The organism is Citrobacter sp. Cf088 (assembly GCF_030334295.1).
GTDB classification, from domain to species: Bacteria; Pseudomonadota; Gammaproteobacteria; order Enterobacterales; family Enterobacteriaceae; genus Citrobacter; species Citrobacter freundii.
In genome coordinates, this window is the sequence record NZ_JAOWEE010000033.1 from 18517 (window position 1) to 42068 (window position 23552).

Here is a 23552-nt window from a genome sequence, read left to right on the forward strand (position 1 = left end):
TTATTCTGAACCTAAGAATATAAATATATAAATCATCCCACGACCTCTGTACTCCGACGACGGCGCAGGCTATTCCACGAGTACAGGGCGTTGAACAGTACGACTCCTGCGGTCACACAGAATACAGCACGAAAACCGTAGTTGGCGGATATCGCTGCCCCCATTAGAGGTCCTGTTACGTTACCAATGTCGCGAAATGACTGGTTATAACTGAAAATACGTCCAGCTATTTGATTAGTCGAGTTATAGACCAGCAGCGTTTGTACCGCCGGGAGCAGAGCGCCGTCGGCCGCCCCCAATAAAAAGCGCAGAATACCAAGCTGCCAGGGCGTCTGGACAAATGACATTGGAATTAGCAGTAACACGGAAACGATCAGCGCGACGATCAGGATCTTCTCCGGGCCAATCCGATCGCCTAATTTGCCAAGTTTAGGGGCGCTGATTAATGCCGCAACGCCGGGGACAGAGGCTATCATCCCACTGATAAACGCAATATTGCTGACGTTGCCAGCCAACTCTCGAACGTACAGTGTCAGTATTGGCGCGATAGAACCGGTGGCTACCTGAATGATCAAAGTGGTGACAAACAGGCTCAGCACCAGTTTGGGGTTCCTTAAAGAGGCCACGACTTCACGAATGTGCAGCATTTCCTTCTTGCTCACCGGATGGAAACGCTCGCGGATAAAAAATAGCGTCAGGATGAAGCAGACCAACAGCACGCTGGCGGTGATGAAAAATACGGGACGCAGTCCGTACTGATCCGCGAGGAGGCCGCCCGCTAGCGGCCCGAGCAGTGCGCCACTAACGCCACCGGTGGAAAGCGTTCCCAGTGCCCAGCCGCTTTTATTGCGTGGAACCTGGGTGGCGATCAGTGCATTCGCATTGGGGATGAATCCACCAAGCAGCCCCAACAAGGCGCGCAGGATCAAGAACTGCCAGATATTTTGCGCCAGTCCCATCAGCAGCATCACAACAGCCATACCCAACGCAGAGCGTAGCAGCATGATTTTTCGCCCCTTGCGATCGGCAAGGCCGCCCCAGAAAGGAGAGGCGATAGCGGAAAAAAGAAAGGTGATGCTGAAGACCAGGCCTGACCACATATTCAGTGCGCTATGTCCCGTGACGCCGAGACTTTCGACATAAAGCGGCAAAAAGGGCATGACCAGGCTAAATGCTGCGCCGGTTAAAAAACAGCCTAACCAGGCAACAGTGAGGTTGCGTTTCCAGTTTATGGGAGCATCTGAGGGTGACATAGCGTTCCGCAGTGTGGCGCGCTGTTTGCGCTATCGATTGAATATAAGTAAGCAGGCTAATTATGCGCTTGGTAGATAATTGCTGCAATGCGGATAGCAGTTAAACCTAAAGCAGGCAGGGAAGGTGTTGCAGCCCACAGGGCTGCAACAGTGTTTTAGTACAGGGAAGGAGAACCTTCAGGGCGCGTCTTGAAGCGACGATGCAGCCACATATACTGCTCTGGCGCCATCATGATGCATTGCTCAACAATTTTGTTCATCCACGCGGCAGTGGTCTCTGCGTCGTCCAAAGGCGGTGAACACTCCGGAGGCAGCATAATCAATTGATACCCTTTACCGTCAGGTTTGCGGCGAGGAACAAACGGTACCAGGCAGGCATTGGACATGCGCGAAAGCATCCAGGTCCCAGAGGTTGTTGCGGCTTGTTCAACGGCAAAAAGTGGTACAAACACACTGGCACGAGGGCCGTAATCGTGATCCGGCGCGTACCAGACCACTTCGCCCTTTTTCAACGCTTTAATCATCCCTTTCAGGTCTTTACGATCGAGCATTGATTTATTCGAGCGCATACGGCCCCAGGTTTGTAGCCAGTCGAGAAGCGGGTTGTCGTTAGGGCGATACACACCAATACCCGGTTCCTGCAAACCAAACTGACGCGCACCCAGTTCCAGAGTCAGAAAGTGCAGACCCACTAACAAGATCCCGCGTTTTTGCGCCTGAACGTCACGGATATGTTCCATCCCGATCACTTCAGTCCAGCGTGAAATACGCTTATCGGACCAAAACCAGGCCATTCCGGTTTCCATTACGCCCATGCCCACGGATTCGAAGTTCTTGACGACCATCTGCTGGCGTTCCTGCTCACTCATCTGCGGGAAGCACAGTTCCAGATTTCGGGAAACAATTTTTGCCCGACGTTTCATCAAACGTAGCGCCAGTCGACCTAATGCACAGCCCAACTTAAAGAGGATGGGGTAGGGTAACTGCACGATTAACCAAAGGATGCCAATACCCAGCCAGGTTAACCAATAACGTGGATGCAGTAATGCAGCCGAAAACTTGGGTAAATTCGTCATGTCTATCCTGTTTTCAAACGACCAATTCCCTGTATTGTCGCATTTTTTCGCGCGTATCAAAAATTTGTGACGGGAGAACGGTGATTAATTCCGCAATTGTTGTTGCAACTTTATAGTGAAGTATGAAATGTAGCGTAAAATGTGTGGATGTAAATTGGCGATGTTTGCTTTATTATGCCGCCGATTTTCATTTATTCCCTATTTGCAGGATACGTACACCATGCCAGTGTTACACAACCGCATTTCGAACGACGCCCTCAAAGCCAAAATGCTGGCCGAGACCGAGCCGCGTACGACGATCTCATTCTATAAATATTTCACCATTGCCAATCCTCAGCACACGCGTGATGCACTGTACCAGATGTTCACCGCATTGAACGTCTTCGGGCGAGTATATCTTGCCCATGAAGGAATTAATGCGCAAATCAGCGTACCGCAAAGCAACGTCGAGGCATTTCGCCAGCAACTCTATGTGTTTGATCCTGCATTGAACGATTTACGTCTGAATATTGCGCTGGATGATGACGGTAAATCGTTCTGGGTACTGCGTATGAAAGTCCGTGAACGTATCGTGGCGGATGGTATCGACGATCCAGACTTTGACGCCAGCAATGTGGGGGATTATCTCAAGGCAGCAGAGGTGAATGCCATGCTTGACGATCCTGAAGCGGTATTCATTGATATGCGCAACCATTATGAATATGAGGTGGGTCACTTCGAGAATGCGCTGGAGATCCCGGCAGACACATTCCGCGATCAGCTGCCGAAAGCGGTTGAAATGATGCAGGCGCATAAAGATAAAAAAATCGTGATGTACTGCACGGGTGGGATCCGCTGTGAGAAAGCTAGCGCCTGGATGAAACACAATGGATTTAGCAAAGTCTGGCACATTGAGGGCGGTATTATTGAGTATGCCCGCAAGGCGCGTGAGCAGGGACTTCCGGTGCGTTTTGTCGGTAAAAACTTTGTCTTTGATGAGCGCATGGGCGAAAGGATCTCTGAAGATATTATCGCACATTGTCATCAGTGCGGCACGGCGTGCGATAGCCATACTAATTGCAAAAATGATGGCTGCCATCTGTTGTTTATTCAGTGCCCGGCTTGTGCGCAGAAATATAAAGGCTGCTGTAGCGAGCTGTGTAGCGAAGAGAGTGAGTTGCCGGAAGAGGAACAACGGCGTCGTCGCGCTGGGCGTGAAAATGGCAATAAAATCTTTAATAAATCACGTGGTCAACTGAATACCAAACTGGGTATTCCAGACCCTGCGCAATAACATGATTCCGGATGAGGGGCAGAACCTCATCCGGCAATTCATGCGTTACTTCTGTTGAACACCTTCCACTGAGATGATTAAATCGACTTCCTGTGACGCCGGACCGAGATCGGTGGTGATGTTGAAATCCTTCAGCTTAATCTTACCTTGCGCTTCAAAACCAGCGCGCGTACCGCCCCAAGGATCGCCGCCCTGACCGATGAGCTTCGCATCCAGCGTAACCGGTTTGGTAACGCCGTTCAGGGTCAAATTACCGGTGATATCCAGGTCATTACCTTCTTTCTTCACGCTGGTGGAGCTGAAGGTCGCCTGCGGGAATTTCGCTACGTTAAGGAAATCTGCGCTGCGCAGATGCTTGTCACGTTCGGCGTGATTAGTGTCAACGCTGTTGGTGTTGATGGTTACGTTAACCTTATCGGCTGCGGGATTTTTCTCATCAAAGGTAAACGTACCGTCGAAATCTTTAAATGTGCCATACAGCCAGCTGTAACCCAGATGCTGAATACGGAAATTAACAAAGGCATGCTGTCCTTCCTTGTCAATTTTGTAATCTGCCGCCACGGCCGACCCGGTGGTGAATAACAGAGAGGCGAGTGTAAGTCCCAGCAGGTTTTTTTTCATTTTAAGCTCCATAGTCAGATGACGATTTTCCCAACATGCGATTGAGGGTATCGTCGTTATCAATAAAGTGATGTTTCAGGGCCATCAGTCCGTGCAGTAGGGATAAAATCACCACGGTCCACGCAAGCCACAGGTGCAAGCTACCGGCGAGGTCGGCCTGAGCACCTGCGTTGGCAACGGTGGCTGGAATGTCGAACCAACCAAAGACGCTTATCGCTTTGCCATCTGCGGTGGAAATTAGATATCCGCTAATGGCAATCGAAAAGAGCAGCAAATAAAGTGCGAGGTGACCCATTGCCGCTGCGATGCGGGTTAAACGGGAGTAGCTTGCCAACGCAGCAGGCGGAGGGGAGAACAACCGCCAGATAACGCGGATAACCAGTCCCATCATGAGTAGGATGCCGATGCTTTTATGCAGTTCAGGGGCCTGGTGATACCAGCCGTCATAGTAGCTAAGCGTGACCATCCATAAGCCCAAGGCGAACATGCCATATACAGCAATTGCAACCAGCCAATGTAATGTGGCTGACACTACGCCATAGCGCTGTGGACTATTTTTGAATTGCATAAGCACACCGATTTATATTTCAGAAGTGAACGAAAATGGCGTGTAAAAGACATTAATGCAACTAATAAATAACAATGATGATGATATTTGTTTTTTGTTCAGTAAAGTTGACTGATTATTGAATTAATCATCAAGGGATTAGTGTGAGAATAGGTGGGAGTGCTTGGTTTATGGGTGGTTATGATTTTTATTATTATTCAGTTTATTGCAATGAAATTAAGCTAATTTAAATTTTTGTCAATTATTGTCAGCGCACAGGAATCAGAAAAACATAATATATATTACATCCATAATGGCCAGCAGCGACCATAAAATAATGTAGAGCATAAGATGCTCGCGAATATTATTAACCAGATAGTGAAAGATACGGCGCATTGACGTTATTCCTGTCATTAAAAATGGCCTCACCGTCGAGGCCATTCATTTATTATCACTTAAAACGGCTTAGCCTGAAGGGGGTCAGGTCAAAGTCAGACGGTTTGTCCTGAGCGAAGTTTGCCGCAATCTCTCCCAGAACAGAGGCAAACTTAAAGCCATGTCCGCTCAGCCCGGTAATGATTAGCGTGTTGTCGTGCGCTGGCAGAGTATCGATAATAAAGTCTTCATCCGGTGAATTATCGTAAGTGCAGGACGCGCCGTGCAGGCAGCAGCCAACGCCCGGCAGAATTGTGCGCAGGAATGGGAAGGCTTCAGAACCATCGCTGGCTACAGCGGCAAATGGCTTACGCTCATCAGCAGAGTGAATGACTTGTCCGCCGTTGTGCTTACCAATTTTCAGCTCGTCGTTTTCTGCCGGGAAACCGTAGTATTGATCACCATTTGGCAGCTCGCCGGTGAAGGCTGGGAAGTTATTTTTAACGCTGTAGCGCCCATCGGCCTGATACCAGGCGAACACTTTGCGCACCGGTTGTATCGGTAGTTCAGGGACTAAAGCCTGCACCCAGGTACCGGCGCTGATCACTGCTTTTTTCGCGTGGTAGTCACCGTCAGCCGTTTCTACCGTGATGCCATCATCACCGTGATGAATTGCGCTGACCGGGCATTTAAACAGTTGCGCACAGCCTGCTTCTTCCGCCAGACGGATCCAGGTTTTAATTGCTAACTCACTGCGTAAAAAACCGGACTCCGCTTCAAACAGACCGATATAGTTGTCAGGTACACGAATCTCTGGCCAGCGCGCCATGATGGCTGCCGCATCCAGTTGTTCAACGTTGAGTTGCCACTGTTTGGCGCTTTGCGCTGCAGTCGCTAAGAAGGTGGACTCTGCCGGACCGAGGTTGATAACACCGGAGCGAACAAAAATCGGTTCTTCATTATGGGTGGATAGTTCATCCCACAATGTTTGCGCACGTAGCACTAGCGGAACGTATTTTTCACCTTCGCCATAAGCATGACGAATTAATCGAGTGTCGCCGTGGTGGCTGCCCTGCTGATGCGGAGGCATATGTGCATCGATCATCAGAACCTTCAGACCGGCACGAGTGGCATAGTATCCAGCTGCGGCGCCTACTGAACCGCTGCCAATAATGATTAAGTCGTATTTCATCCGCTTCTCTCTGCAATCGCGATAGTAGCAGGTTAAATAACTGACCCGGAATATTCAACCTGGAAATAAGAAAGGCACCGTTAAGGTGCCTTTTGATGGTTGGATGTATCAGGTTCAATGTCGCTGATACTCATTTACCTGGTAATCGCCAGATTCAATTTTGGCGATTCCTGCTTCTAATATCGAAATAAATTGCCTGGCAACATCAGTGGTTAACCAGAGCGTTTGACCAACTTCAGTCCCATCCGGGTCAGGGCGATTCGGGGTCTGGTAGTGCAAACGCAGCATCAGCGCATCGTAGCTATCAACAGTGCTGATGTCCCACCCTACAAGCGGATGAGTCTGAATGACTTCATTATTCTTTTCCATCATGCCCCCTAATTCGTGTTACTAGACAACGGTTTTCGAGGTTCAATGCGTTTTTTTCTGAAGCAACTTCAGTATATCAATAAATAAGGGTATTCATTGAAAATTTAAAGAGGGAAGGGCATAAATTTTTTGTTTTCAGCGTTATCTGACTAAGAAACCAACATGTTATTCATTTTTTTTTAGTATGTTGCACAATTATTTTGTTGTTTTGGTTAAAAGATAATCGGTGGGTTAATATTAAATTAAATACTCGTCAGAAGAAATGCGCGATTGATTACAGGATAGTGTGTATAAAAAAGCCGGGGCGACCCGGCAAACAAACATCACTGCATATCATTATTTATTCGTTGATGAACCAGTCATCCGCGCTTTCCCAGGTTTCCTGTAGGATCTCGCTGATGCGTTCTTTGTCCTCTTTAGTCGCGCCAATAACCGACAAATTGTTTGCGCCGGCATAACGGACGGTAACGTTACCTTCGTTATCCGGAAAATGGTGCTGAATACGGCGGGAGAGTTCACCTGCCAGTGCGTCAATTGCACCGGCAGGTAAAGGTGAAGTTTTGGCAATAGTGACTTCAATACGCATAGTAGCCCCCTGTGGAATATACTGTTTATTTATACAGTTATTCGCATCGATTGGCTACACTTTTTTTAGCTTTTTACTGACCAGCGTACCGTTTCGCCACCCAGGAAAGGCACCAGCGTATCGTCTTCCAGTGCAATGCTCTCAGGAACCAGGTGCTCCATGCGTTCCAGCTCAATAAAGGTCTCATTTACCGGCAAGCCATAGAACTGTGGGCCGTTGAGTGAGCAGAAGGCTTCGAAATGGTCCAGCGCATTCATCTCTTCAAACACGGTGGCATAGCTGCCCAGCGCGGTCGGTGCATTAAAACAGCCCGCACAGCCACAGCTTGACTCTTTGCGATGACGCGCGTGCGGCGCTGAGTCGGTACCGAGGAATGCGCGCTTAAACCCGCTGGCAACCAGTTCACGCAGCGCCTGTTGGTGGACGTTACGTTTGAGGATTGGCAGGCAATACAGGTGAGGGCGAATCCCGCCAACCAGCATGTGGTTGCGGTTAAACATCAGGTGCTGTGGCGTAATGGTCGCAGCCAAAAGTTCGTTACCATCACGCACGTATTCGGCAGCATCTTTGGTGGTGATATGCTCGAACACCACTTTCAGCGAGGTCAAACGCTGACGCAGAGGTTCCATCACCGTTTCAATAAAGCGCGCTTCGCGATCGAAAATATCGATATCTGCATGCGTGACTTCGCCGTGCACCAGCAGTGGCATACCCAATTTTTCCATCCGCTCCAGCACCGGCATGATGGCGTCAATAGAGGTTACGCCATGCGTCGAGTTGGTGGTGGCATTGGCTGGATAGAGTTTTGCCGCGGTGAATACGCCTTCGTTGAATCCACGTTCCAGCTCGTTGGGATCCAGCGTATCCGTTAAGTAGCAGGTCATTAATGGCGTGAAGTCGTGTCCGGCAGGTACCGCGTCAAGAATGCGCTGGCGATAAGCGATAGCCGCGTCAACCGTGGTGACGGGCGGTGCCAGGTTCGGCATGACAATGGCGCGGCCATAAACTTCACTGGTATAGGGCACGACAGTTTTTAACATGTCGCCATCGCGAAAGTGAAGATGCCAGTCGTCTGGGCGGCGGATCTTTAAAACCTGGGATGGTGCAGTCATCAATATGCTCCGGCTGAGGATAGTCTTTTTTGCCGGAAACAAAGGATAAGCGGAAACGTTTTCGTTTGCACGAAAAAAAAGGGCGCATCAGCGCCCTCAGTTTTATTAGTCGGTGAACGGGATGATGATTTCACCCGGTTTCACCTCAATACCTTTCGCCAGTTTTTTCGCCAGCGCTTCACCCTGGCTGCTGTCATCCTTCAGAATGTACGCTGGTTGCTGGTTGAAATAATTACGCAGCGATTGATTTAAATACGGCATCAGCGTTTGCAGTACTGACTGCATTTTTTCTGGCGTGACGGTGGCGTCGACGACTTCCATCTCTTGCAGATAAATCGCGCCTTTTTCTTTATTGAAAACCGGTAAGGCTTTCAGCTTCAGCTTCATGGTCGCTTTCTGACTGCCAAACAGGGAGTTCATGTCCAGGTTGGCATCGCCGGTCAGGGTTACTTTGTTTGGCTCTTCACGACCAATCTGGCTGGCGAGATTATTCAGTACGATATGTGCTTCAGCAACGCCGGGCAAACCGATGTCTTTTGAAAAGTTATTATGCTTTGCCAGGGCTTGATTAATTTCTTGCTCGCTAACCGTGTATTGCGTGAGTTGATTACAACCAACCAACAGGCCGCTGACAATCAGTGCAGCGGCAAAAAAAAACTTTTTCATGGGGTTCCTCAACATGATGCATGTGGTGTAATCGTGACACAAAGCATCATCGAGTACCAGCGCCCCGGACGCCAGCAGAAAAAACTGAAAAGTGCCCGGACGCAGGTTCGGCTATCAGGCGTCTGGCTCCAGCATACCTCGCGTTGGGCGTTTGAGACTGAATTGCCAGCCCAGCGCCAGGAAGGTGATGAAGCCAATAATACCGAGCATCATCCAGGGCAGCTCAGGCTGTGCCAGGGCCTTGCCCATGTCAAACAGCCAGCCGCCGCCGACATAGCCAATTGCGCCGCCGATGGCGAGTCCCAGTCGGCTGAAGCCCATATAGCTTCCTCTGGCCCGCGCATTCGCCAGCGAGGCGCTCAGAGTTTCACGCGCCGGTTCGGCGATGATCGAGCCAATATAGAACGTGCAGATCAGGGTGAACAACTGCTGTAAATTCCCGACCAGGCCAATGGGCATCATACTTAGAGACATCACCAGCAGGCCCGCCATCAGACGATGTTCAAGGCGAAAGCGTTTTTCACTCCAGCGGGCAATCGGGTACAGCAGCGTTAAAGAGAGACATGCCTCAATGGCATACATCCATTTCACGGCGGCTGGTGAGCCAGCGATGTCGTTCACCATGATGGGCAGCATCAGCATCACCTGTACCGCCAGCATGTAATAGCCCGCCAGCGTCAGCACATAGGTGACAAAGCGCTTGTCATGCATCACGTGGCTCATCCCTTCGCGCACCGGAATTTTCACCGTCGACAGCTTCCATGCCGGGAGCAGCCAGGCGTTAAACGCCGCGCACAGAACGAACAAAATTGCGCCGGTGGCACATACCAGACGGAAATCGTATTGCAATAACCAACTGCCGAGTAACGCGCCGACCACGGCCCCGGCGCTATCCTGCATCATCAGAATAGAGAAAAAACGCCCGCGCTTTTCCGGGCGGATCAGCTTGACTACCAGCGCCGAACGGGGAGGGTCGAACAGCGTGCCACCCAGCCCGGAAAGAAAGCAGGAAAACCACAGCAGCCACGGTTCATGCGCAATGCCCATGGTGGCGAACCCGGCTGCGCGCATCAGCATGCCGGTGACGATCATCGGTTTGGCGCCGAAACGGTCAGCAATAGCACCGCCGAAAATACCCAACCCCTGCTGGATAAATTGACGTAATCCAAGCGCGATACCGACCATCACGGCGGCCCAGCCCATTTGGTCGACGAAACGAATTGAGATCAGCGGGAAAACGACGAAGAAACCCAGCACGACCAGCATATTATCGATGAGAAGGAAGTATTTACCCAGGTTCCTTGCCTGCGAGACTTGCGACATTTCCCCTCCAGGGAAAAACTCGTCACTCTGGATAGAGTTTAAAAGATAAGCACCTCCTATTCTGCGGTGTCGTCATCGCTTTTCCCACCCTTCGCGGGACAATATTTTTTTATCAAAAGTCCGTCTTGATAGAGAGTTTTCATCAAAATGTGTGAATAATTCAAAAAATGGCATTTTGCTCTTTTCACAGGGTGTATTCGCACAGGTATAGTAATGCGAATAGCGTATTGAAGACGTTACGGGAAGGAGTAGGTATAGAATGTTTGGCTATCGCAGTAACGTGCCAAAAGTGCGCTTAACCACGGACCGCCTGGTCGTGCGTTTAGTGCATGAGCGTGATGCCTGGCGTCTGGCAGATTATTACGCAGAAAATCGTCATTTCTTAAAACCCTGGGAACCTATTCGCGATGAAAGCCACTGCTATCCGTCCGGCTGGCAGGCGCGTCTCGGCATGATCTCTGAGTTTCATAAACAGGGCACCGCTTATTATTTTGCGCTGCTCGATCCGGACGAAAAAGAGATTATCGGCGTTGCGAACTTCTCAAACGTGGTGCGGGGATCCTTCCATGCCTGTTATCTCGGCTACTCCATTGCGCAGAAATGGCAGGGGCAGGGGCTAATGTATGAAGCCTTAACTTCGGCCATCCGTTATATGCAGCGCACTCAGCATATTCACCGCATTATGGCTAACTACATGCCACATAATAAGCGCAGCGGTGACCTGTTGGCGCGACTGGGTTTTGAAAAAGAAGGGTATGCCAAAGACTACCTGCTGATTGACGGGCAGTGGCGCGATCACGTGCTGACGGCGTTGACCACATCAGAATGGACCCCCGGCCGCTAAGTTTCAGATGCAGCCATGATTAATGGAGAAGACGATGAAATACGAATTAACCGCCACCGAAGCACGAGTGATTGGCTGTTTATTAGAAAAACAAGTGACAACGCCGGAACAGTACCCACTCTCCGTTAATGGAGTCGTAACAGCCTGCAATCAAAAAACGAATCGTGAACCGGTGATGAACCTGTCGGAATCGGACGTGCAGGAGCAGTTGGATAACCTGGTTAAGCGACATTTTCTGCGCACGGTGAGCGGCTTTGGCAATCGCGTCACGAAATATGAGCAGCGTTTCTGCAACTCTGAATTTGGCAATCTGAAGCTTAGTGCCGCAGAGGTGGCCGTAATCACTACACTGCTGCTGAGGGGCGCTCAGACGCCTGGTGAATTGCGTAGTCGCGCATCCCGTATGTACGAATTCAGCGATATGGCCGAAGTGGAATCGACACTGGAAAATCTGGCAACCCGGGAAGATGGGCCTTATGTGATCCGCCTGGCGCGCGAGCCGGGCAAACGTGAAAGTCGCTATATGCACCTGTTTTGCGGTGAGGTTGATGAAGCCATTGCCGCGGCAGATCAACTCCCTGCAGCCTCCGGTGATCTGCAGGCACGCGTGGAAGTGCTGGAAACGGAAGTCGCAGAACTTAAGCAGCGACTTGATTCATTGCTGGCGCACCTGGGAGACTAACGTGAATAAATTACGTATCGGCGTAGTCGGCCTTGGCGGTATTGCACAAAAGGCCTGGCTACCCGTGCTGGGCACCTCCGCGGACTGGACGCTGCAAGGCGCCTTTTCACCTTCGCGCGATAAAGCACAGCGTATCTGTGATACCTGGCGGATACCCTACGTGGATTCACTGATGAATCTGGCGCAAACCTGCGACGCGGTTTTCGTCCATTCCAGCACCGCGACGCACTATGCGGTCGTCAGTGAATTGCTGAATGCCGGAGTTCACGTGTGTGTGGATAAGCCGCTGGCGGAAAACCTGCGTGAGGCTGAGCAACTGGTGGAACTGGCCGCGCGGAAAAAACTCACGCTGATGGTCGGGTTTAACCGCCGGTTTGCACCGCTGTACCAGGATCTCAAAACCCAGTTGAGCACCGCAGCGTCTGTACGTATGGATAAGCACCGTACGGATAGCGTTGGGCCGCACGATCTGCGTTTCACTTTGCTGGACGACTATCTGCACGTAGTCGATACCGCATTGTGGCTGGCGGGAGGGCAGGCGCAGTTAAATAACGGCACGCTTCTGACCAATGAATCTGGTGCGATGCTTTACGCCGAGCACCATTTTTCTACCGGTCAAATGCAGATAACGACCAGTATGCATCGCCGTGCCGGTAGCCAGCGTGAGAGCGTGCAGGCGGTGACGGACGGTGGCCTGATTGACGTAATTGATATGCGGGAATGGCGGGAAGAGCGTGGGCAAGGTGTTGTTCATAAGCCGATAGCGGGCTGGCAAACGACCTTAGAACAGCGTGGTTTTGCCGGATGTGCGCGTCATTTCATTGAGTGCGTGCAAAATCAGACGGTTCCCCAGACGGCAGGCGAGCAGGCGCTACTGGCCCAGCGTGTTGTTGAAAAGCTGTGGCGGGAGGCGATGGCTGAATAACCCCCTGTAACATCTGGCGGTAGTAATTCATTGTAATCCAGGTACTATATGCCCACTCAAAATAACACCTCTTTTCAACCATAGGCTGATTTGTCGGCCTGATAAGGCGCTACGGTGTCGCCATCAGGCACAGCAAAAGTGTCGGATGGCGGCGAAAATGCCTTATCCGACCTACGGGCAGGTTTGTCGGGGTTTTGCCTCAGAGTCTGGAATACAACATAGATGAATTTATTAAAGTCGCTGGCAGCCGTCAGCTCGATGACGATGTTTTCACGAGTGCTGGGTTTTGCGCGTGATGCGATTGTCGCCAGAATCTTTGGTGCAGGGATGGCGACAGATGCCTTTTTTGTGGCATTCAAACTTCCTAACCTGCTACGCCGAATTTTTGCCGAAGGCGCATTTTCGCAGGCGTTTGTGCCGATTCTTGCTGAGTACAAAAGCAAGCAGGGGGAAGATGCTACCCGCGTGTTTGTTGCCTACGTTTCCGGACTGTTGACGCTGGCGCTGGCTGTGGTGACGGTAGCCGGGATGTTGGCTGCGCCATGGGTGATTTTAGTTACCGCGCCGGGGTTTGCCGACACAGCGGATAAATTTGCGCTGACCACTCAACTGCTGCGGATCACTTTTCCCTATATTCTACTGATTTCACTGGCCTCACTGGTTGGTGCGATCCTTAACACCTGGAACCGCTTTTCTATTCCTGCGTTTGCCCCGACTTTTCTGAATATCAGCATGATCGGTTTCGCGCTGTTTGCGGCCCCTTATTTTCATCCGCCAGTGCTGGCGCTGGCGTGGGCCGTTACCGTGGGTGGCGTGCTACAGCTGATTTACCAGCTTCCGCATCTGAAGAAAATTGGCATGCTGGTACTGCCGCGTGTGAACTTCCGCGATGCGGGGGCGATGCGCGTCGTCAAGCAGATGGGCCCGGCGATCCTTGGGGTATCAGTCAGCCAGATTTCACTGATCATCAATACGATTTTCGCCTCGTTTCTGGCCTCTGGCTCAGTTTCGTGGATGTACTATGCCGACCGTCTGATGGAGTTTCCGTCCGGTGTGCTTGGCGTAGCGCTGGGGACTATCCTGCTGCCATCGCTGTCAAAAAGCTTTTCCAGCGGTAATCATGATGAGTATTGTCGCCTGATGGACTGGGGCCTGCGCTTGTGTTTCCTGTTGGCATTACCGAGTGCCGTAGCGTTGGGTATTCTGGCCAAACCGCTGACGGTGTCTCTGTTCCAGTACGGTAAATTTACTGCCTTTGATGCTGCGATGACCCAGCGTGCGCTGGTGGCGTATTCGGTAGGTTTGATTGGCTTGATCGTGGTGAAAGTGTTGGCTCCGGGCTTTTACTCGCGCCAGGATATAAAAACGCCAGTGAAGATTGCCATTGTGACGCTGATTATGACCCAGGTGATGAACCTGGCCTTTATCGGGCCGTTAAAGCATGCCGGGCTGTCGCTGTCGATTGGTCTTGCCGCGTGTCTGAACGCTTCACTGCTGTACTGGCAGTTGCGTAAGCAGAAAATCTTCACCCCGCAACCGGGCTGGACCTGGTTCCTGGCGCGACTGGTGATTTCCGTGTTGGTGATGTCGGCGGTGCTGGTTGGGATGCTCTACATCATGCCAGATTGGTCACAGGGAACGATGTTGTGGCGCCTACTGCGTCTGATGGCGGTCGTGGTGGCAGGTATTGCTGCTTACTTTGCAGCACTCGCTGTACTGGGCTTTAAAGTAAAAGAGTTTGTGCGTCGGACGGCGTAAAGAATCAATGCCGGATGGCGGCATAACGCCGTATCCGGCCTACAAAAAGCGTAGGCCTGATAAGCAAAACGTTATCAGGCTTGCATCAGATAGAGAATTTTTTCCCGCCGCGGTGCGCAGCAGAAGTTTGACCGTTTGCGCCATATAACGCCGGTTCCTGGTGCGGTTTCAGCACTTGTATTGCTTGTTGATTACGCTCGATCTGCCCTTCCAGCAGCCAACCGTTGTGCTGGTTGAGGTCGCGTAAGTGCTGCGTTTTCTTGGTGATAGTCTGCCAGCGTTCAGCAATCTCATCATTGGCGCTGCGCGTGGCGTCATGCTCCAGGCGGCGCTGTTGCTCAAGATAATCAAGGGTTGCCAGCAGCGAGCTTTTTTCTTCTGTAATACGCTGTAGCTGGCTGCCATTGATATGCCCTGCGGAAAGCTGCTGCTGTTCAGCATCCATTACCGTTTTCAGGTCATTGAGGACAGTCGTCATCTGGTCAAGTATTTCTGACAAACGAGTCATACTTTATTTACTCTGTAGGTAGCTCTGCGCCTCGCGAATCAGCGAGTCGGCAATTTTTCCGGTATCCATTTTCAATTCACCGTTACGGATTGCGGTTTTCAGTGCTTCCACGCGTTCCATATTGATGTCATTGGTGCCGGGCTGCATCAGTTTGGCCTGGGCGTCGCTCAGCATGACGCTGGTGCTGGTGGTCGCGGTGGTTTTTTCCTTCTGCGCTTTTTGTACCGGCGCATCGCTGGTTTCACGCGGCTGAACGGTGCTTACTGGCTTCAATGGTGAGGTACGATCAATGCTCATTTTATTTTTCCTCATCGAGGGGTTACGCTATAGCGGCCCGCTGTAATCATTGGTTGTTTATCTATCGGCACACGCTAAAAAATCTTTAACCTATTATAGGTTAATAAGAATATTCCCATCAGAATCGACGACGCCGCTCACCACCTGGCCTGAAATCATCCGCACTCGCGCATTCTGTGCGACAGCGGCGTTGTTCAGCGCTTTACCTTCGGCGTTAACCCGAAAGCCATCTCCGTTGGCAATAACCAGCACGCGCTGACCGGCCTTGATCCGCCATGCCTGGCGCAACATCGAAAGCTGTATCGGTTGGCCCGGGACCAGATCGCGCAGGCTCACAGCATCCTGCACCTGACTCATATCCAGCACCGCGCGCGGCGGTAGTTGGTCCAGCCGACCACGTTTCAGCGTTACGCTGGCTGGGGTCAGGGTGCTACCTCGCGCTACAGGCGCGGCGGCTACTACGTAGTTTCCCGTCGCCTGCACGTTCACCTGCAGATAACGTTTTTCGTTGGCGCAGCGAGCCAGCACATTCACATTACCCCACAGTTTCGCGCTACCTGACACGCTTAATGCCGGTTGCTCACAGCTCGGCAATAAGTTTGGTGACGTTCGGATAGTGACCACCACCTCATCGCTAAATCCGGCCAGGCGCTGGGAAAACCATGCCGTTAGCTGCGAATTCAGGTCTTGCGCCAGCGTCATAGGGCTGAACAGCAGTGCTGCCACGACTATTCCACGTTTAAACGTTTGCATCAAAACCTCGCGTTTTTTCAGGTAGTGGCAGGATTTTACCTGTGTGACGCAGTCATCAACGCAACAAATAGCGACGCATTTTGCGTTTATTCCGGCGATAACGCGCGCGTAATGGGATTTAAGCTGTCGGCTGAATTTTGTCATTTGCGGAGGAGATATGCTCGATAAGCTCGACGCCGCCTTACGTTTTCAACAGGAAGCGCTGAATTTGCGCGCCCAACGCCAGGAAATATTGGCGGCCAACATTGCCAATGCCGACACGCCGGGGTACCAGGCGCGCGACCTGGATTTCGCCAGTGAATTAAAAAAAGTCATGGTGCGAGGACGGGAAGAAACCGGCGGCGTTTCGTTGACGCTGACCTCTGCACAACACATTCCGGCCCAGACCGTTTCTTCGCCGTCTACGGAGCTGCTCTACCGTATTCCTGACCAGCCATCTCTTGATGGCAACACGGTGGATATGGACCGGGAGCGCACGCAATTTGCAGACAACAGCCTCAAGTATCAAATGGGGCTGACCGCGCTGGGTGGGCAAATCAAAGGCATGATGAACGTGCTGCAAGGAGGGAACTAATTCGTGGCGCTGTTAAATATTTTTGATATCGCAGGTTCTGCGCTGACGGCTCAGTCTAAACGCCTGAACGTCGCGGCCAGTAACATGGCGAATGCGGATAGCGTCAGCGGGCCCGACGGTCAGCCGTATCGCGCGAAACAGGTTGTTTTTCAGGTAGATGCTGCGCCAGGTGCGGCAACTGGTGGCGTAAAAGTTGCTGACGTCATTGAAAGTCAGGCACCGGATAAGCTGGTTTATGAACCCGGTAATCCGCTGGCCGATGCGAATGGCTACGTAAAAATGCCGAATGTGGACGTTGTTGGCGAGATGGTCAACACCATGTCTGCCTCACGTAGCTACCAGGCAAACGTCGAAGTGCTCAACACCGTAAAAAGCTTGATGCTCAAAACGCTTACGTTAGGCCAGTAAAGGAGGCGCATATGTCTATTGCTGTAACCATGAATGACCCGAGCAATGCAGGCGTTAAAGCTGCCACCGGGAATAGCTCCCTGACGGGCAGCAATGCCGCTGACCTGCAAAGCAGTTTTCTGACGTTGCTGGTCGCACAACTGAAAAACCAGGACCCAACCAATCCGCTGCAAAACAATGAACTGACTACCCAACTGGCGCAAATCAGTACCGTGAGCGGGATTGAGAAACTGAACACCACGTTAGGGTCGATCTCCGGGCAGATCGACAACAGTCAGTCGCTGCAGGCCAGTACGCTGATTGGCCACGGGGTCATGATTCCGGGTACCACCATCCTGACCGGTAAGGGGACGGAAGAGGGTGCCAAAACCACGACAACACCATTTGGCGTTGAGCTGCAGCAACCGGCAGATAAGGTTACCGCAACCATTACCGATAAAGACGGCAAAGTGGTACGCACCATTGACATTGGCGGATTGAAAGCAGGCGTTCATACCTTTACCTGGGACGGCACCATGACCGATGGCACGGATGCACCAAGCGGTTCTTACAACGTGTCAATTGCTGCCAGCAATGGCGGAACGCAACTGGTGGCACAGCCGCTTCAGTTTGCGCTGGTGCAGGGCGTTATTCGCAGTAACGGCGGTAATACGCTGGATCTTGGCACCTATGGAACCACCACCCTCGACGAAGTACGGCAGATAATTTAAGCCTTCACACTTATCAGGAGTAAGTCATGGCCTTTTCTCAAGCGGTCAGCGGTCTGAACGCTGCAGCGACCAACCTCGATGTCATTGGTAACAACATCGCCAACTCCGCCACCTACGGTTTTAAATCCGGTACGGCATCTTTTGCCGATATGTTTGCCGGTTCGAAAGTCGGTTTGGGCGTTAAAGTTGCGGGTATTACTCAGGACTTTACCGACGGTACTACCACCAACACCGGACGTGGTCTGGATGTTGCTATCAGCCAGAACGGTTTTTTCCGTATGGTAGACAGCAACGGTTCCGTTTTCTACAGCCGTAACGGTCAGTTCAAGCTCGATGAAAATCGCAATATCGTTAACATGCAGGGGCTGCAGCTGACGGGCTATCCGGCTACCGGTACCCCACCGACAGTTCAGCAGGGTGCAAACCCGGCACCGATCACTATCCCGAATACGCTGATGGCGGCAAAATCAACCACCACTGCGTCAATGCAGGTCAACCTGAACTCCACTGACAAGGTCCCTACCAAAACCCCGTTTAACCCAAGCGATGCCGATTCCTACAACAAAAAAGGCAGTGTTACCGTTTTCGATAGCCAGGGTAACGCTCATGACATGAACATTTTTTATGTCAAAAATGCGCAGAGCAACACTTGGGAAGTTTTCACTCAAGATGCTTCTACTGGGGATGCTGAGAAATCGGCAGGGTTTATGCGTTTTGATAATAATGGTTTGTTTTTAGGTATTAGTGCCACGGCAGCCGAGTTACCACCGACGGCTCCAGCCGTCTGGCCAAAGGATATCAAAATTACAACCGGTACGATCAATGGCGCAGTTCCGGCGAACTTCTCTCTGAGCTTCCTGAACTCCATGCAGCAAAACACCGGCGCCAACAACATCGTCGCCACGAATCAGAACGGCTACAAGCCGGGCGATCTGGTGAGCTACCAGATTAACAATGACGGTACGGTGGTCGGTAACTACTCCAACGAACAGCAACAGGTTCTCGGGCAGATCGTGCTGGCAAACTTTGCCAATAACGAAGGTCTGGCGTCTCAGGGCGATAACGTCTGGGCCGCGACTCAGGCCTCCGGCGTGGCGCTGCTGGGTACCGCAGGCGAAGGTAACTTTGGCAAACTGACCAACGGCGCGCTGGAAGCGTCAAACGTGGATTTGAGTAAAGAACTGGTGAATATGATTGTCGCCCAGCGTAACTATCAGTCGAACGCGCAGACCATCAAAACCCAGGATCAGATCCTCAACACGCTGGTCAACCTGCGCTAAGCGCCTGACGGGATGGCTTAATGGATCACGCAATTTATACCGCCATGGGCGCGGCCAGTCAGACGCTGAATCAACAGGCGGTGACGGCCAGCAACCTGGCAAACGCCTCCACGCCAGGGTTTCGTGCGCAGCTCAATGCACTGCGCGCGGTTCCTGTAGAAGGATTGTCTTTACCGACACGTACGCTGGTCGTGGCCTCCACGCCGGGGGCCGATATGACGCCGGGTCAGATGGACTATACCTCCCGCCCGCTGGATGTGGCGCTGCAACAGGATGGCTGGTTAGCTGTGCAGACCGCAGATGGTAGCGAAGGATATACCCGTAACGGCGCTATTCAGGTAAGCCCAACGGGTGAACTGACTATTCAGGGACACCCGGTAATTGGCGAAGCCGGACCGATAGCCGTACCAGAAGGTTCAGAAGTCACCATTGCGGCGGACGGGACAATTTCTGCACTTAACCCTGGCGATCCGGCTAATACGGTCGCGCCAGTGGGGCGGTTGAAGCTGGTGAAGGCAACAGGGATCGAAGTGCAACGTGGCGATGACGGTATGTTCCGTCTGACCCAGGCCGCACAGGCTACCCGTGGTGCGACGTTACAGGCCGACCCCAGCATCCGTGTGATGTCGGGCGTGCTGGAAGGCAGTAACGTTAAACCGGTTGCTGCGATGAGCGACATGATCGCCAACGCCCGCCGCTTTGAAATGCAGATGAAAATTATCAGTAGCGTGGATGATAACGCGGGCCGCGCCAACCAACTGCTGTCGATGAGTTAATACAGGACATTTTATGATCAGTTCATTATGGATCGCCAAAACCGGCCTGGATGCGCAGCAAACCAACATGGATGTGATTGCCAACAACCTGGCAAACGTCAGCACCAATGGATTTAAGCGCCAACGTGCCGTGTTTGAAGATCTGTTGTACCAGACGATTCGTCAGCCTGGCGCACAGTCTTCTGAGCAGACCACATTGCCGTCTGGTTTGCAGATTGGTACCGGCGTACGTCCGGTTGCGACCGAGCGTTTACACAGCCAGGGTAACCTGTCGCAGACCAACAACAGTAAAGATGTGGCGATTAAAGGCCAGGGCTTTTTCCAGGTCATGTTGCCCGATGGTACGTCCGCTTATACCCGCGACGGTTCTTTCCAGGTGGATCAGAACGGTCAGTTGGTGACGGCGGGTGGTTTTCAGGTTCAGCCTGCCATCACCATTCCGGCCAACTCGCTCAGTATCACCATTGGACGCGACGGGATTGTCAGCGTGACCCAACAGGGACAGGCGGCGCCTGTTCAGGTCGGGCAGCTTAACCTGACAACTTTCATGAACGATACCGGTCTGGAAAGCATTGGTGAGAATCTGTACACCGAAACGCAGTCATCCGGTGCGCCGAACGAGAGCACGCCGGGGCTGAACGGCGCGGGTCTGCTGTATCAGGGCTATGTTGAAACCTCTAACGTCAACGTGGCGGAAGAGCTGGTAAACATGATCCAGGTTCAGCGCGCTTACGAAATCAACAGTAAAGCGGTATCGACCACCGATCAGATGCTGCAAAAACTGACGCAACTCTAAAGTGGAGTCCGGTGGGGTGAAAACCTCACCGGCACACTGATTTTGAAGATGACCGCAATGCGAAAATACGCGCTTCACCCATACCCTATTTTAGCCCTGCTGGTGGTTTCACTAACAGGATGTGCCTGGATCCCGGCTACTCCCCTCGTGCAGGGCGCGACGACTGCCCAGCCCGTTCCAGGTCCAACGCCGGTGGCGAATGGCTCAATCTTCCAGTCGGCACAACCGATTAACTATGGTTATCAGCCACTCTTTGAAGACCGTCGTCCACGCAATATTGGCGATACGCTGACCATCGTATTGCAGGAAAACGTCAGCGCGAGCAAAAGCTCTTCGGCGAATGCCAGTCGCGACGGCAAGACAAACTTTGGCTTTGATACCGTACCGCGCTATCTGCAAGGTCTGTTCGGTAACGAACGTGCCGACGTAGAAGCCTCAGGCGGTAACTCCTTTAACGGTAAAGGCGGCGCGAACGCCAGAAATACCTTCAGCGGTACGCTGACCGTAACGGTCGATCAGGTACTGGTGAATGGCAACTTACATGTCGTGGGTGAAAAACAGATCGCCATAAATCAGGGCACTGAATTCATTCGCTTCTCCGGGGTCGTTAACCCGCGCACCATCAGTGGCAGCAACTCCGTACCGTCAACCCAGGTTGCGGACGCGCGTATTGAGTACGTCGGCAACGGCTACATCAATGAAGCGCAAAATATGGGCTGGTTGCAGCGTTTCTTCCTTAACTTGTCGCCGATGTAAGCGAGGTACCCCGTGTTTAAATTTTTTGTTGGAATGGCACTGGTGCTGGTAACCGCCTTCGCGCATGCCGACCGTATTCGTGACCTGACCAGCGTGCAGGGCGTGCGGGAAAACTCGCTGATTGGTTATGGGTTGGTGGTGGGTCTGGATGGTACAGGTGACCAGACCACCCAGACGCCGTTTACCACGCAAACGCTCAACAACATGCTGTCGCAGTTGGGGATCACCGTGCCCACCGGCACCAATATGCAGTTGAAAAACGTGGCAGCGGTAATGGTCACCGCGCAGTTCCCGGCCTTTGGTCGTCAGGGGCAAACTATTGACGTTGTGGTCTCTTCCATGGGTAATGCTAAAAGTCTGCGCGGCGGAACGCTGCTGATGACCCCGCTGAAAGGGGTCGATAGCCAGGTATATGCGTTGGCGCAGGGGAATATTCTGGTTGGCGGTGCGGGCGCGGCTGCGGGTGGCAGCAGCGTGCAGGTAAACCAGCTCAATGGCGGACGCATTACCAACGGCGCGACCATCGAACGTGAATTACCCAGCCAGTTCGGCGGCGGTAACACCATTAATCTGCAACTGAATAATGAAGATTTCACGATGGCGCAGCAGATTACCGACACCATTAACCGCTCGCGTGGCTTTGGCAGCGCAACGGCGTTGGACGCCCGCACTATTCAGGTGCGCGTGCCAAGCGGCAACAGCTCGCAGGTGCGTTTCCTTGCTGATATCCAGAATATGGAGGTGAACGTCACGCCGCAGGATGCGAAAGTGATTATCAACTCACGCACCGGATCTGTCGTCATGAACCGCGAAGTAACGCTGGATAGCTGTGCCGTGGCACAAGGCAACTTGTCGATCACGGTGAACCGCCAGGCGAACGTCAGCCAGCCGGACACACCGTTTGGCGGTGGACAAACCGTAGTGACGCCACAAACCCAGATTGACCTGCGCCAAAGCGGTGGTTCGCTGCAAAGCGTACGTTCCAGCGCCAACCTGAACAACGTTGTGCGTGCGCTGAATGCGCTGGGAGCGACGCCGATGGATCTGATGTCCATTCTGCAATCGATGCAGAGCGCGGGTTGCTTACGCGCCAAACTGGAAATCATCTAATGATTGGTGACAGCAAACTGCTGACCAGTGCCGCCTGGGATGCGCAATCTCTGAACGAACTGAAAGCGAAAGCGGGTCAGGACCCGGCGGCGAATATCCGCCCGGTCGCCCGTCAGGTTGAAGGGATGTTCGTGCAAATGATGTTGAAAAGCATGCGTGAAGCGCTGCCGAAAGATGGCGTGTTTAGCAGCGATTCAACGCGCTTGTATACCAGCATGTATGACCAACAAATTGCGCAGCAGATGACCGCAGGCAAAGGTCTGGGGCTGGCTGAAATGATGGTCAAGCAGATGACTGAAGGGCAAGCGCAACCTGCGGATGACGCGCCGCAGGTGCCGATGAAGTTTTCACTGGAAACGGTGACCAGCTATCAAAATCAGGCACTGACGCAACTGGTCCGCAAAGCCATCCCCCGGGCGACAGAAAGCAATGATGAGCCGCTGTCAGGTGACAGCAAAGACTTCCTCGCCCAGCTGTCACTGCCGGCTAAGCTGGCCAGTCAGCAGAGCGGGGTCCCGCATCATCTGATTTTGGCGCAGGCGGCGCTGGAGTCCGGATGGGGGCAGCGACAAATTCGTCGCGAGAATGGCGAACCGAGTTTCAACATTTTTGGTGTGAAGGCTTCGGGAAGCTGGAAAGGTCCAACCACTGAAATCACCACCACTGAATATGAGAACGGTGAGGCGAAAAAGGTGAAAGCCAGATTCCGCGTCTATAGCTCTTACCTTGAGGCGTTGTCGGATTATGTCGGTCTGATATCCCGTAACCCGCGCTATGCGGCGGTGACCGCTGCTGCGACCGCCGAACAGGGGGCGCAGGCATTGCAAAATGCGGGCTACGCCACAGACCCTAACTATGCACGTAAATTAACCAGCATGATCCAGCAGTTGAAATCGATGAGCGAAAAGGTGAGTAAAACCTACAGCACGAATCTCGATAATCTCTTTTAAATAGCTCAAGTCTACCGACCTGCTGCCGATAA

At 52.3% G+C, this 23552-nt stretch carries 28 protein-coding genes; 14 read left to right on the forward strand and 14 right to left on the reverse strand.

Features of this window, described 5'->3' with window-relative positions; translation table 11 throughout:
- Nucleotides 1–32: 32 nt before the first annotated feature.
- Nucleotides 33–1253, reverse strand: coding sequence for a multidrug efflux MFS transporter MdtG (mdtG, locus tag OGV71_RS03370; protein WP_048219120.1), 1221 nt, complete (start codon nt 1251–1253; stop codon nt 33–35).
- A 155-nt stretch (nt 1254–1408) separates the two neighbouring features.
- The gene (locus OGV71_RS03375; protein WP_003036136.1) at nt 1409–2329 is read right to left on the reverse strand and encodes a Kdo(2)-lipid IV(A) acyltransferase; all 921 of its coding nucleotides are present in this window, start codon (nt 2327–2329) and stop codon (nt 1409–1411) included.
- 220 nt (nt 2330–2549) lie between these two features.
- Between OGV71_RS03375 and trhO the strand changes: the two genes are divergently transcribed.
- Nucleotides 2550–3602 carry an oxygen-dependent tRNA uridine(34) hydroxylase TrhO gene (gene trhO / locus OGV71_RS03380; protein WP_204583748.1) on the forward strand — a complete coding sequence of 351 codons (1053 nt, stop codon included), beginning with the start codon at nt 2550–2552 and terminating at the stop codon, nt 3600–3602.
- A gap of 45 nt (nt 3603–3647) precedes the next feature.
- Here trhO and OGV71_RS03385 read toward each other — a convergent pair whose 3' ends face one another.
- The 9 genes from OGV71_RS03385 to mdtH all read right to left on the reverse strand — a co-directional run bounded on the left by OGV71_RS03385 (nt 3648) and on the right by mdtH (nt 10393).
- Nucleotides 3648–4223 carry a YceI family protein gene (locus OGV71_RS03385; RefSeq protein ID WP_003832130.1) on the reverse strand — a complete coding sequence of 192 codons (576 nt, stop codon included), beginning with the start codon at nt 4221–4223 and terminating at the stop codon, nt 3648–3650.
- Between the two features lies 1 nt (nt 4224).
- Complete coding sequence (locus OGV71_RS03390; protein ID WP_061547850.1) at nt 4225–4791, reverse strand: cytochrome b; 567 nt, start codon at nt 4789–4791, stop codon at nt 4225–4227.
- 261 nt (nt 4792–5052) lie between these two features.
- Complete coding sequence (locus OGV71_RS03395; protein WP_003036148.1) at nt 5053–5166, reverse strand: YceO family protein; 114 nt, start codon at nt 5164–5166, stop codon at nt 5053–5055.
- A gap of 55 nt (nt 5167–5221) precedes the next feature.
- Nucleotides 5222–6337 carry an N-methyl-L-tryptophan oxidase gene (solA, locus tag OGV71_RS03400; RefSeq protein ID WP_003836779.1) on the reverse strand — a complete coding sequence of 372 codons (1116 nt, stop codon included), beginning with the start codon at nt 6335–6337 and terminating at the stop codon, nt 5222–5224.
- A gap of 114 nt (nt 6338–6451) precedes the next feature.
- Nucleotides 6452–6706 (reverse strand): biofilm formation regulator BssS, encoded by a 255-nt coding sequence (gene bssS, locus OGV71_RS03405; protein WP_003036154.1) that lies wholly within the window; start codon nt 6704–6706, stop codon nt 6452–6454.
- 340 nt (nt 6707–7046) lie between these two features.
- Nucleotides 7047–7292: a DNA damage-inducible protein I gene (gene dinI / locus OGV71_RS03410; RefSeq protein WP_003036157.1), complete on the reverse strand. Its 246-nt coding sequence runs from the start codon at nt 7290–7292 to the stop codon at nt 7047–7049.
- Nucleotides 7293–7357: 65 nt separating this feature from the next.
- Complete coding sequence (gene pyrC / locus OGV71_RS03415) at nt 7358–8404, reverse strand: dihydroorotase (RefSeq protein ID WP_199998406.1); 1047 nt, start codon at nt 8402–8404, stop codon at nt 7358–7360.
- 105 nt (nt 8405–8509) lie between these two features.
- On the reverse strand, nt 8510–9070 hold the full coding sequence (locus OGV71_RS03420; RefSeq protein ID WP_003036163.1) for a lipoprotein: 561 nt from the start codon (nt 9068–9070) through the stop codon (nt 8510–8512).
- Nucleotides 9071–9184: 114 nt separating this feature from the next.
- Complete coding sequence (mdtH, locus tag OGV71_RS03425; protein ID WP_003036166.1) at nt 9185–10393, reverse strand: multidrug efflux MFS transporter MdtH; 1209 nt, start codon at nt 10391–10393, stop codon at nt 9185–9187.
- A gap of 259 nt (nt 10394–10652) precedes the next feature.
- On the opposite strand from mdtH, the gene rimJ reads away from it, so the two are divergent.
- From rimJ to murJ, 4 genes are all read left to right on the forward strand, one after another.
- Nucleotides 10653–11237 (forward strand): ribosomal protein S5-alanine N-acetyltransferase, encoded by a 585-nt coding sequence (rimJ, locus tag OGV71_RS03430; RefSeq protein WP_016149925.1) that lies wholly within the window; start codon nt 10653–10655, stop codon nt 11235–11237.
- 34 nt (nt 11238–11271) lie between these two features.
- A complete protein-coding gene (locus OGV71_RS03435) occupies nt 11272–11919 on the forward strand; it encodes a YceH family protein (RefSeq protein WP_049016419.1) in 648 nt (215 codons plus the stop codon).
- A gap of 1 nt (nt 11920) precedes the next feature.
- Complete coding sequence (locus OGV71_RS03440; protein ID WP_204583746.1) at nt 11921–12844, forward strand: Gfo/Idh/MocA family protein; 924 nt, start codon at nt 11921–11923, stop codon at nt 12842–12844.
- Between the two features lie 222 nt (nt 12845–13066).
- Nucleotides 13067–14602 (forward strand): murein biosynthesis integral membrane protein MurJ, encoded by a 1536-nt coding sequence (murJ, locus tag OGV71_RS03445; protein WP_003036176.1) that lies wholly within the window; start codon nt 13067–13069, stop codon nt 14600–14602.
- 85 nt (nt 14603–14687) lie between these two features.
- On the opposite strand, the gene flgN is transcribed toward murJ, so the two are convergent.
- The 3 genes from flgN to flgA form a co-directional block, all read right to left on the reverse strand.
- Entirely contained in the window at nt 14688–15110 is a 423-nt protein-coding gene (gene flgN / locus OGV71_RS03450; protein ID WP_003036178.1) for a flagella biosynthesis chaperone FlgN, read from the reverse strand.
- Nucleotides 15111–15113: 3 nt separating this feature from the next.
- Entirely contained in the window at nt 15114–15407 is a 294-nt protein-coding gene (flgM, locus tag OGV71_RS03455; RefSeq protein ID WP_003036183.1) for a flagellar biosynthesis anti-sigma factor FlgM, read from the reverse strand.
- 93 nt (nt 15408–15500) lie between these two features.
- Entirely contained in the window at nt 15501–16160 is a 660-nt protein-coding gene (gene flgA, locus OGV71_RS03460; RefSeq protein ID WP_003036186.1) for a flagellar basal body P-ring formation chaperone FlgA, read from the reverse strand.
- Nucleotides 16161–16317: 157 nt separating this feature from the next.
- Between flgA and flgB the strand changes: the two genes are divergently transcribed.
- The 9 genes from flgB to flgJ are packed head-to-tail and all read left to right on the forward strand — an operon-like array spanning nt 16318 to nt 23520.
- Entirely contained in the window at nt 16318–16734 is a 417-nt protein-coding gene (gene flgB, locus OGV71_RS03465; RefSeq protein ID WP_003846806.1) for a flagellar basal body rod protein FlgB, read from the forward strand.
- Between the two features lie 3 nt (nt 16735–16737).
- A complete protein-coding gene (gene flgC / locus OGV71_RS03470; protein WP_003036191.1) occupies nt 16738–17142 on the forward strand; it encodes a flagellar basal body rod protein FlgC in 405 nt (134 codons plus the stop codon).
- Between the two features lie 11 nt (nt 17143–17153).
- Nucleotides 17154–17852, forward strand: a complete 699-nt coding sequence (flgD, locus tag OGV71_RS03475) for a flagellar hook assembly protein FlgD (protein WP_003836761.1) — start codon at nt 17154–17156, stop codon at nt 17850–17852.
- A gap of 26 nt (nt 17853–17878) precedes the next feature.
- Entirely contained in the window at nt 17879–19132 is a 1254-nt protein-coding gene (gene flgE / locus OGV71_RS03480) for a flagellar hook protein FlgE (protein WP_071697337.1), read from the forward strand.
- A 20-nt stretch (nt 19133–19152) separates the two neighbouring features.
- Nucleotides 19153–19908 carry a flagellar basal body rod protein FlgF gene (locus OGV71_RS03485; protein WP_003036200.1) on the forward strand — a complete coding sequence of 252 codons (756 nt, stop codon included), beginning with the start codon at nt 19153–19155 and terminating at the stop codon, nt 19906–19908.
- Between the two features lie 13 nt (nt 19909–19921).
- On the forward strand, nt 19922–20704 hold the full coding sequence (gene flgG / locus OGV71_RS03490; protein WP_003036202.1) for a flagellar basal-body rod protein FlgG: 783 nt from the start codon (nt 19922–19924) through the stop codon (nt 20702–20704).
- Nucleotides 20705–20761: 57 nt separating this feature from the next.
- Complete coding sequence (flgH, locus tag OGV71_RS03495) at nt 20762–21460, forward strand: flagellar basal body L-ring protein FlgH (RefSeq protein ID WP_003836756.1); 699 nt, start codon at nt 20762–20764, stop codon at nt 21458–21460.
- A gap of 33 nt (nt 21461–21493) precedes the next feature.
- Nucleotides 21494–22570 (forward strand): flagellar basal body P-ring protein FlgI, encoded by a 1077-nt coding sequence (locus OGV71_RS03500; RefSeq protein WP_057063917.1) that lies wholly within the window; start codon nt 21494–21496, stop codon nt 22568–22570.
- Nucleotides 22570–23520: a flagellar assembly peptidoglycan hydrolase FlgJ gene (gene flgJ / locus OGV71_RS03505; protein ID WP_032936209.1), complete on the forward strand. Its 951-nt coding sequence runs from the start codon at nt 22570–22572 to the stop codon at nt 23518–23520. Before OGV71_RS03500 ends, flgJ begins: the two co-directional genes overlap by 1 nt.
- The last annotated feature ends 32 nt before the right edge of the window (nt 23521–23552 follow it).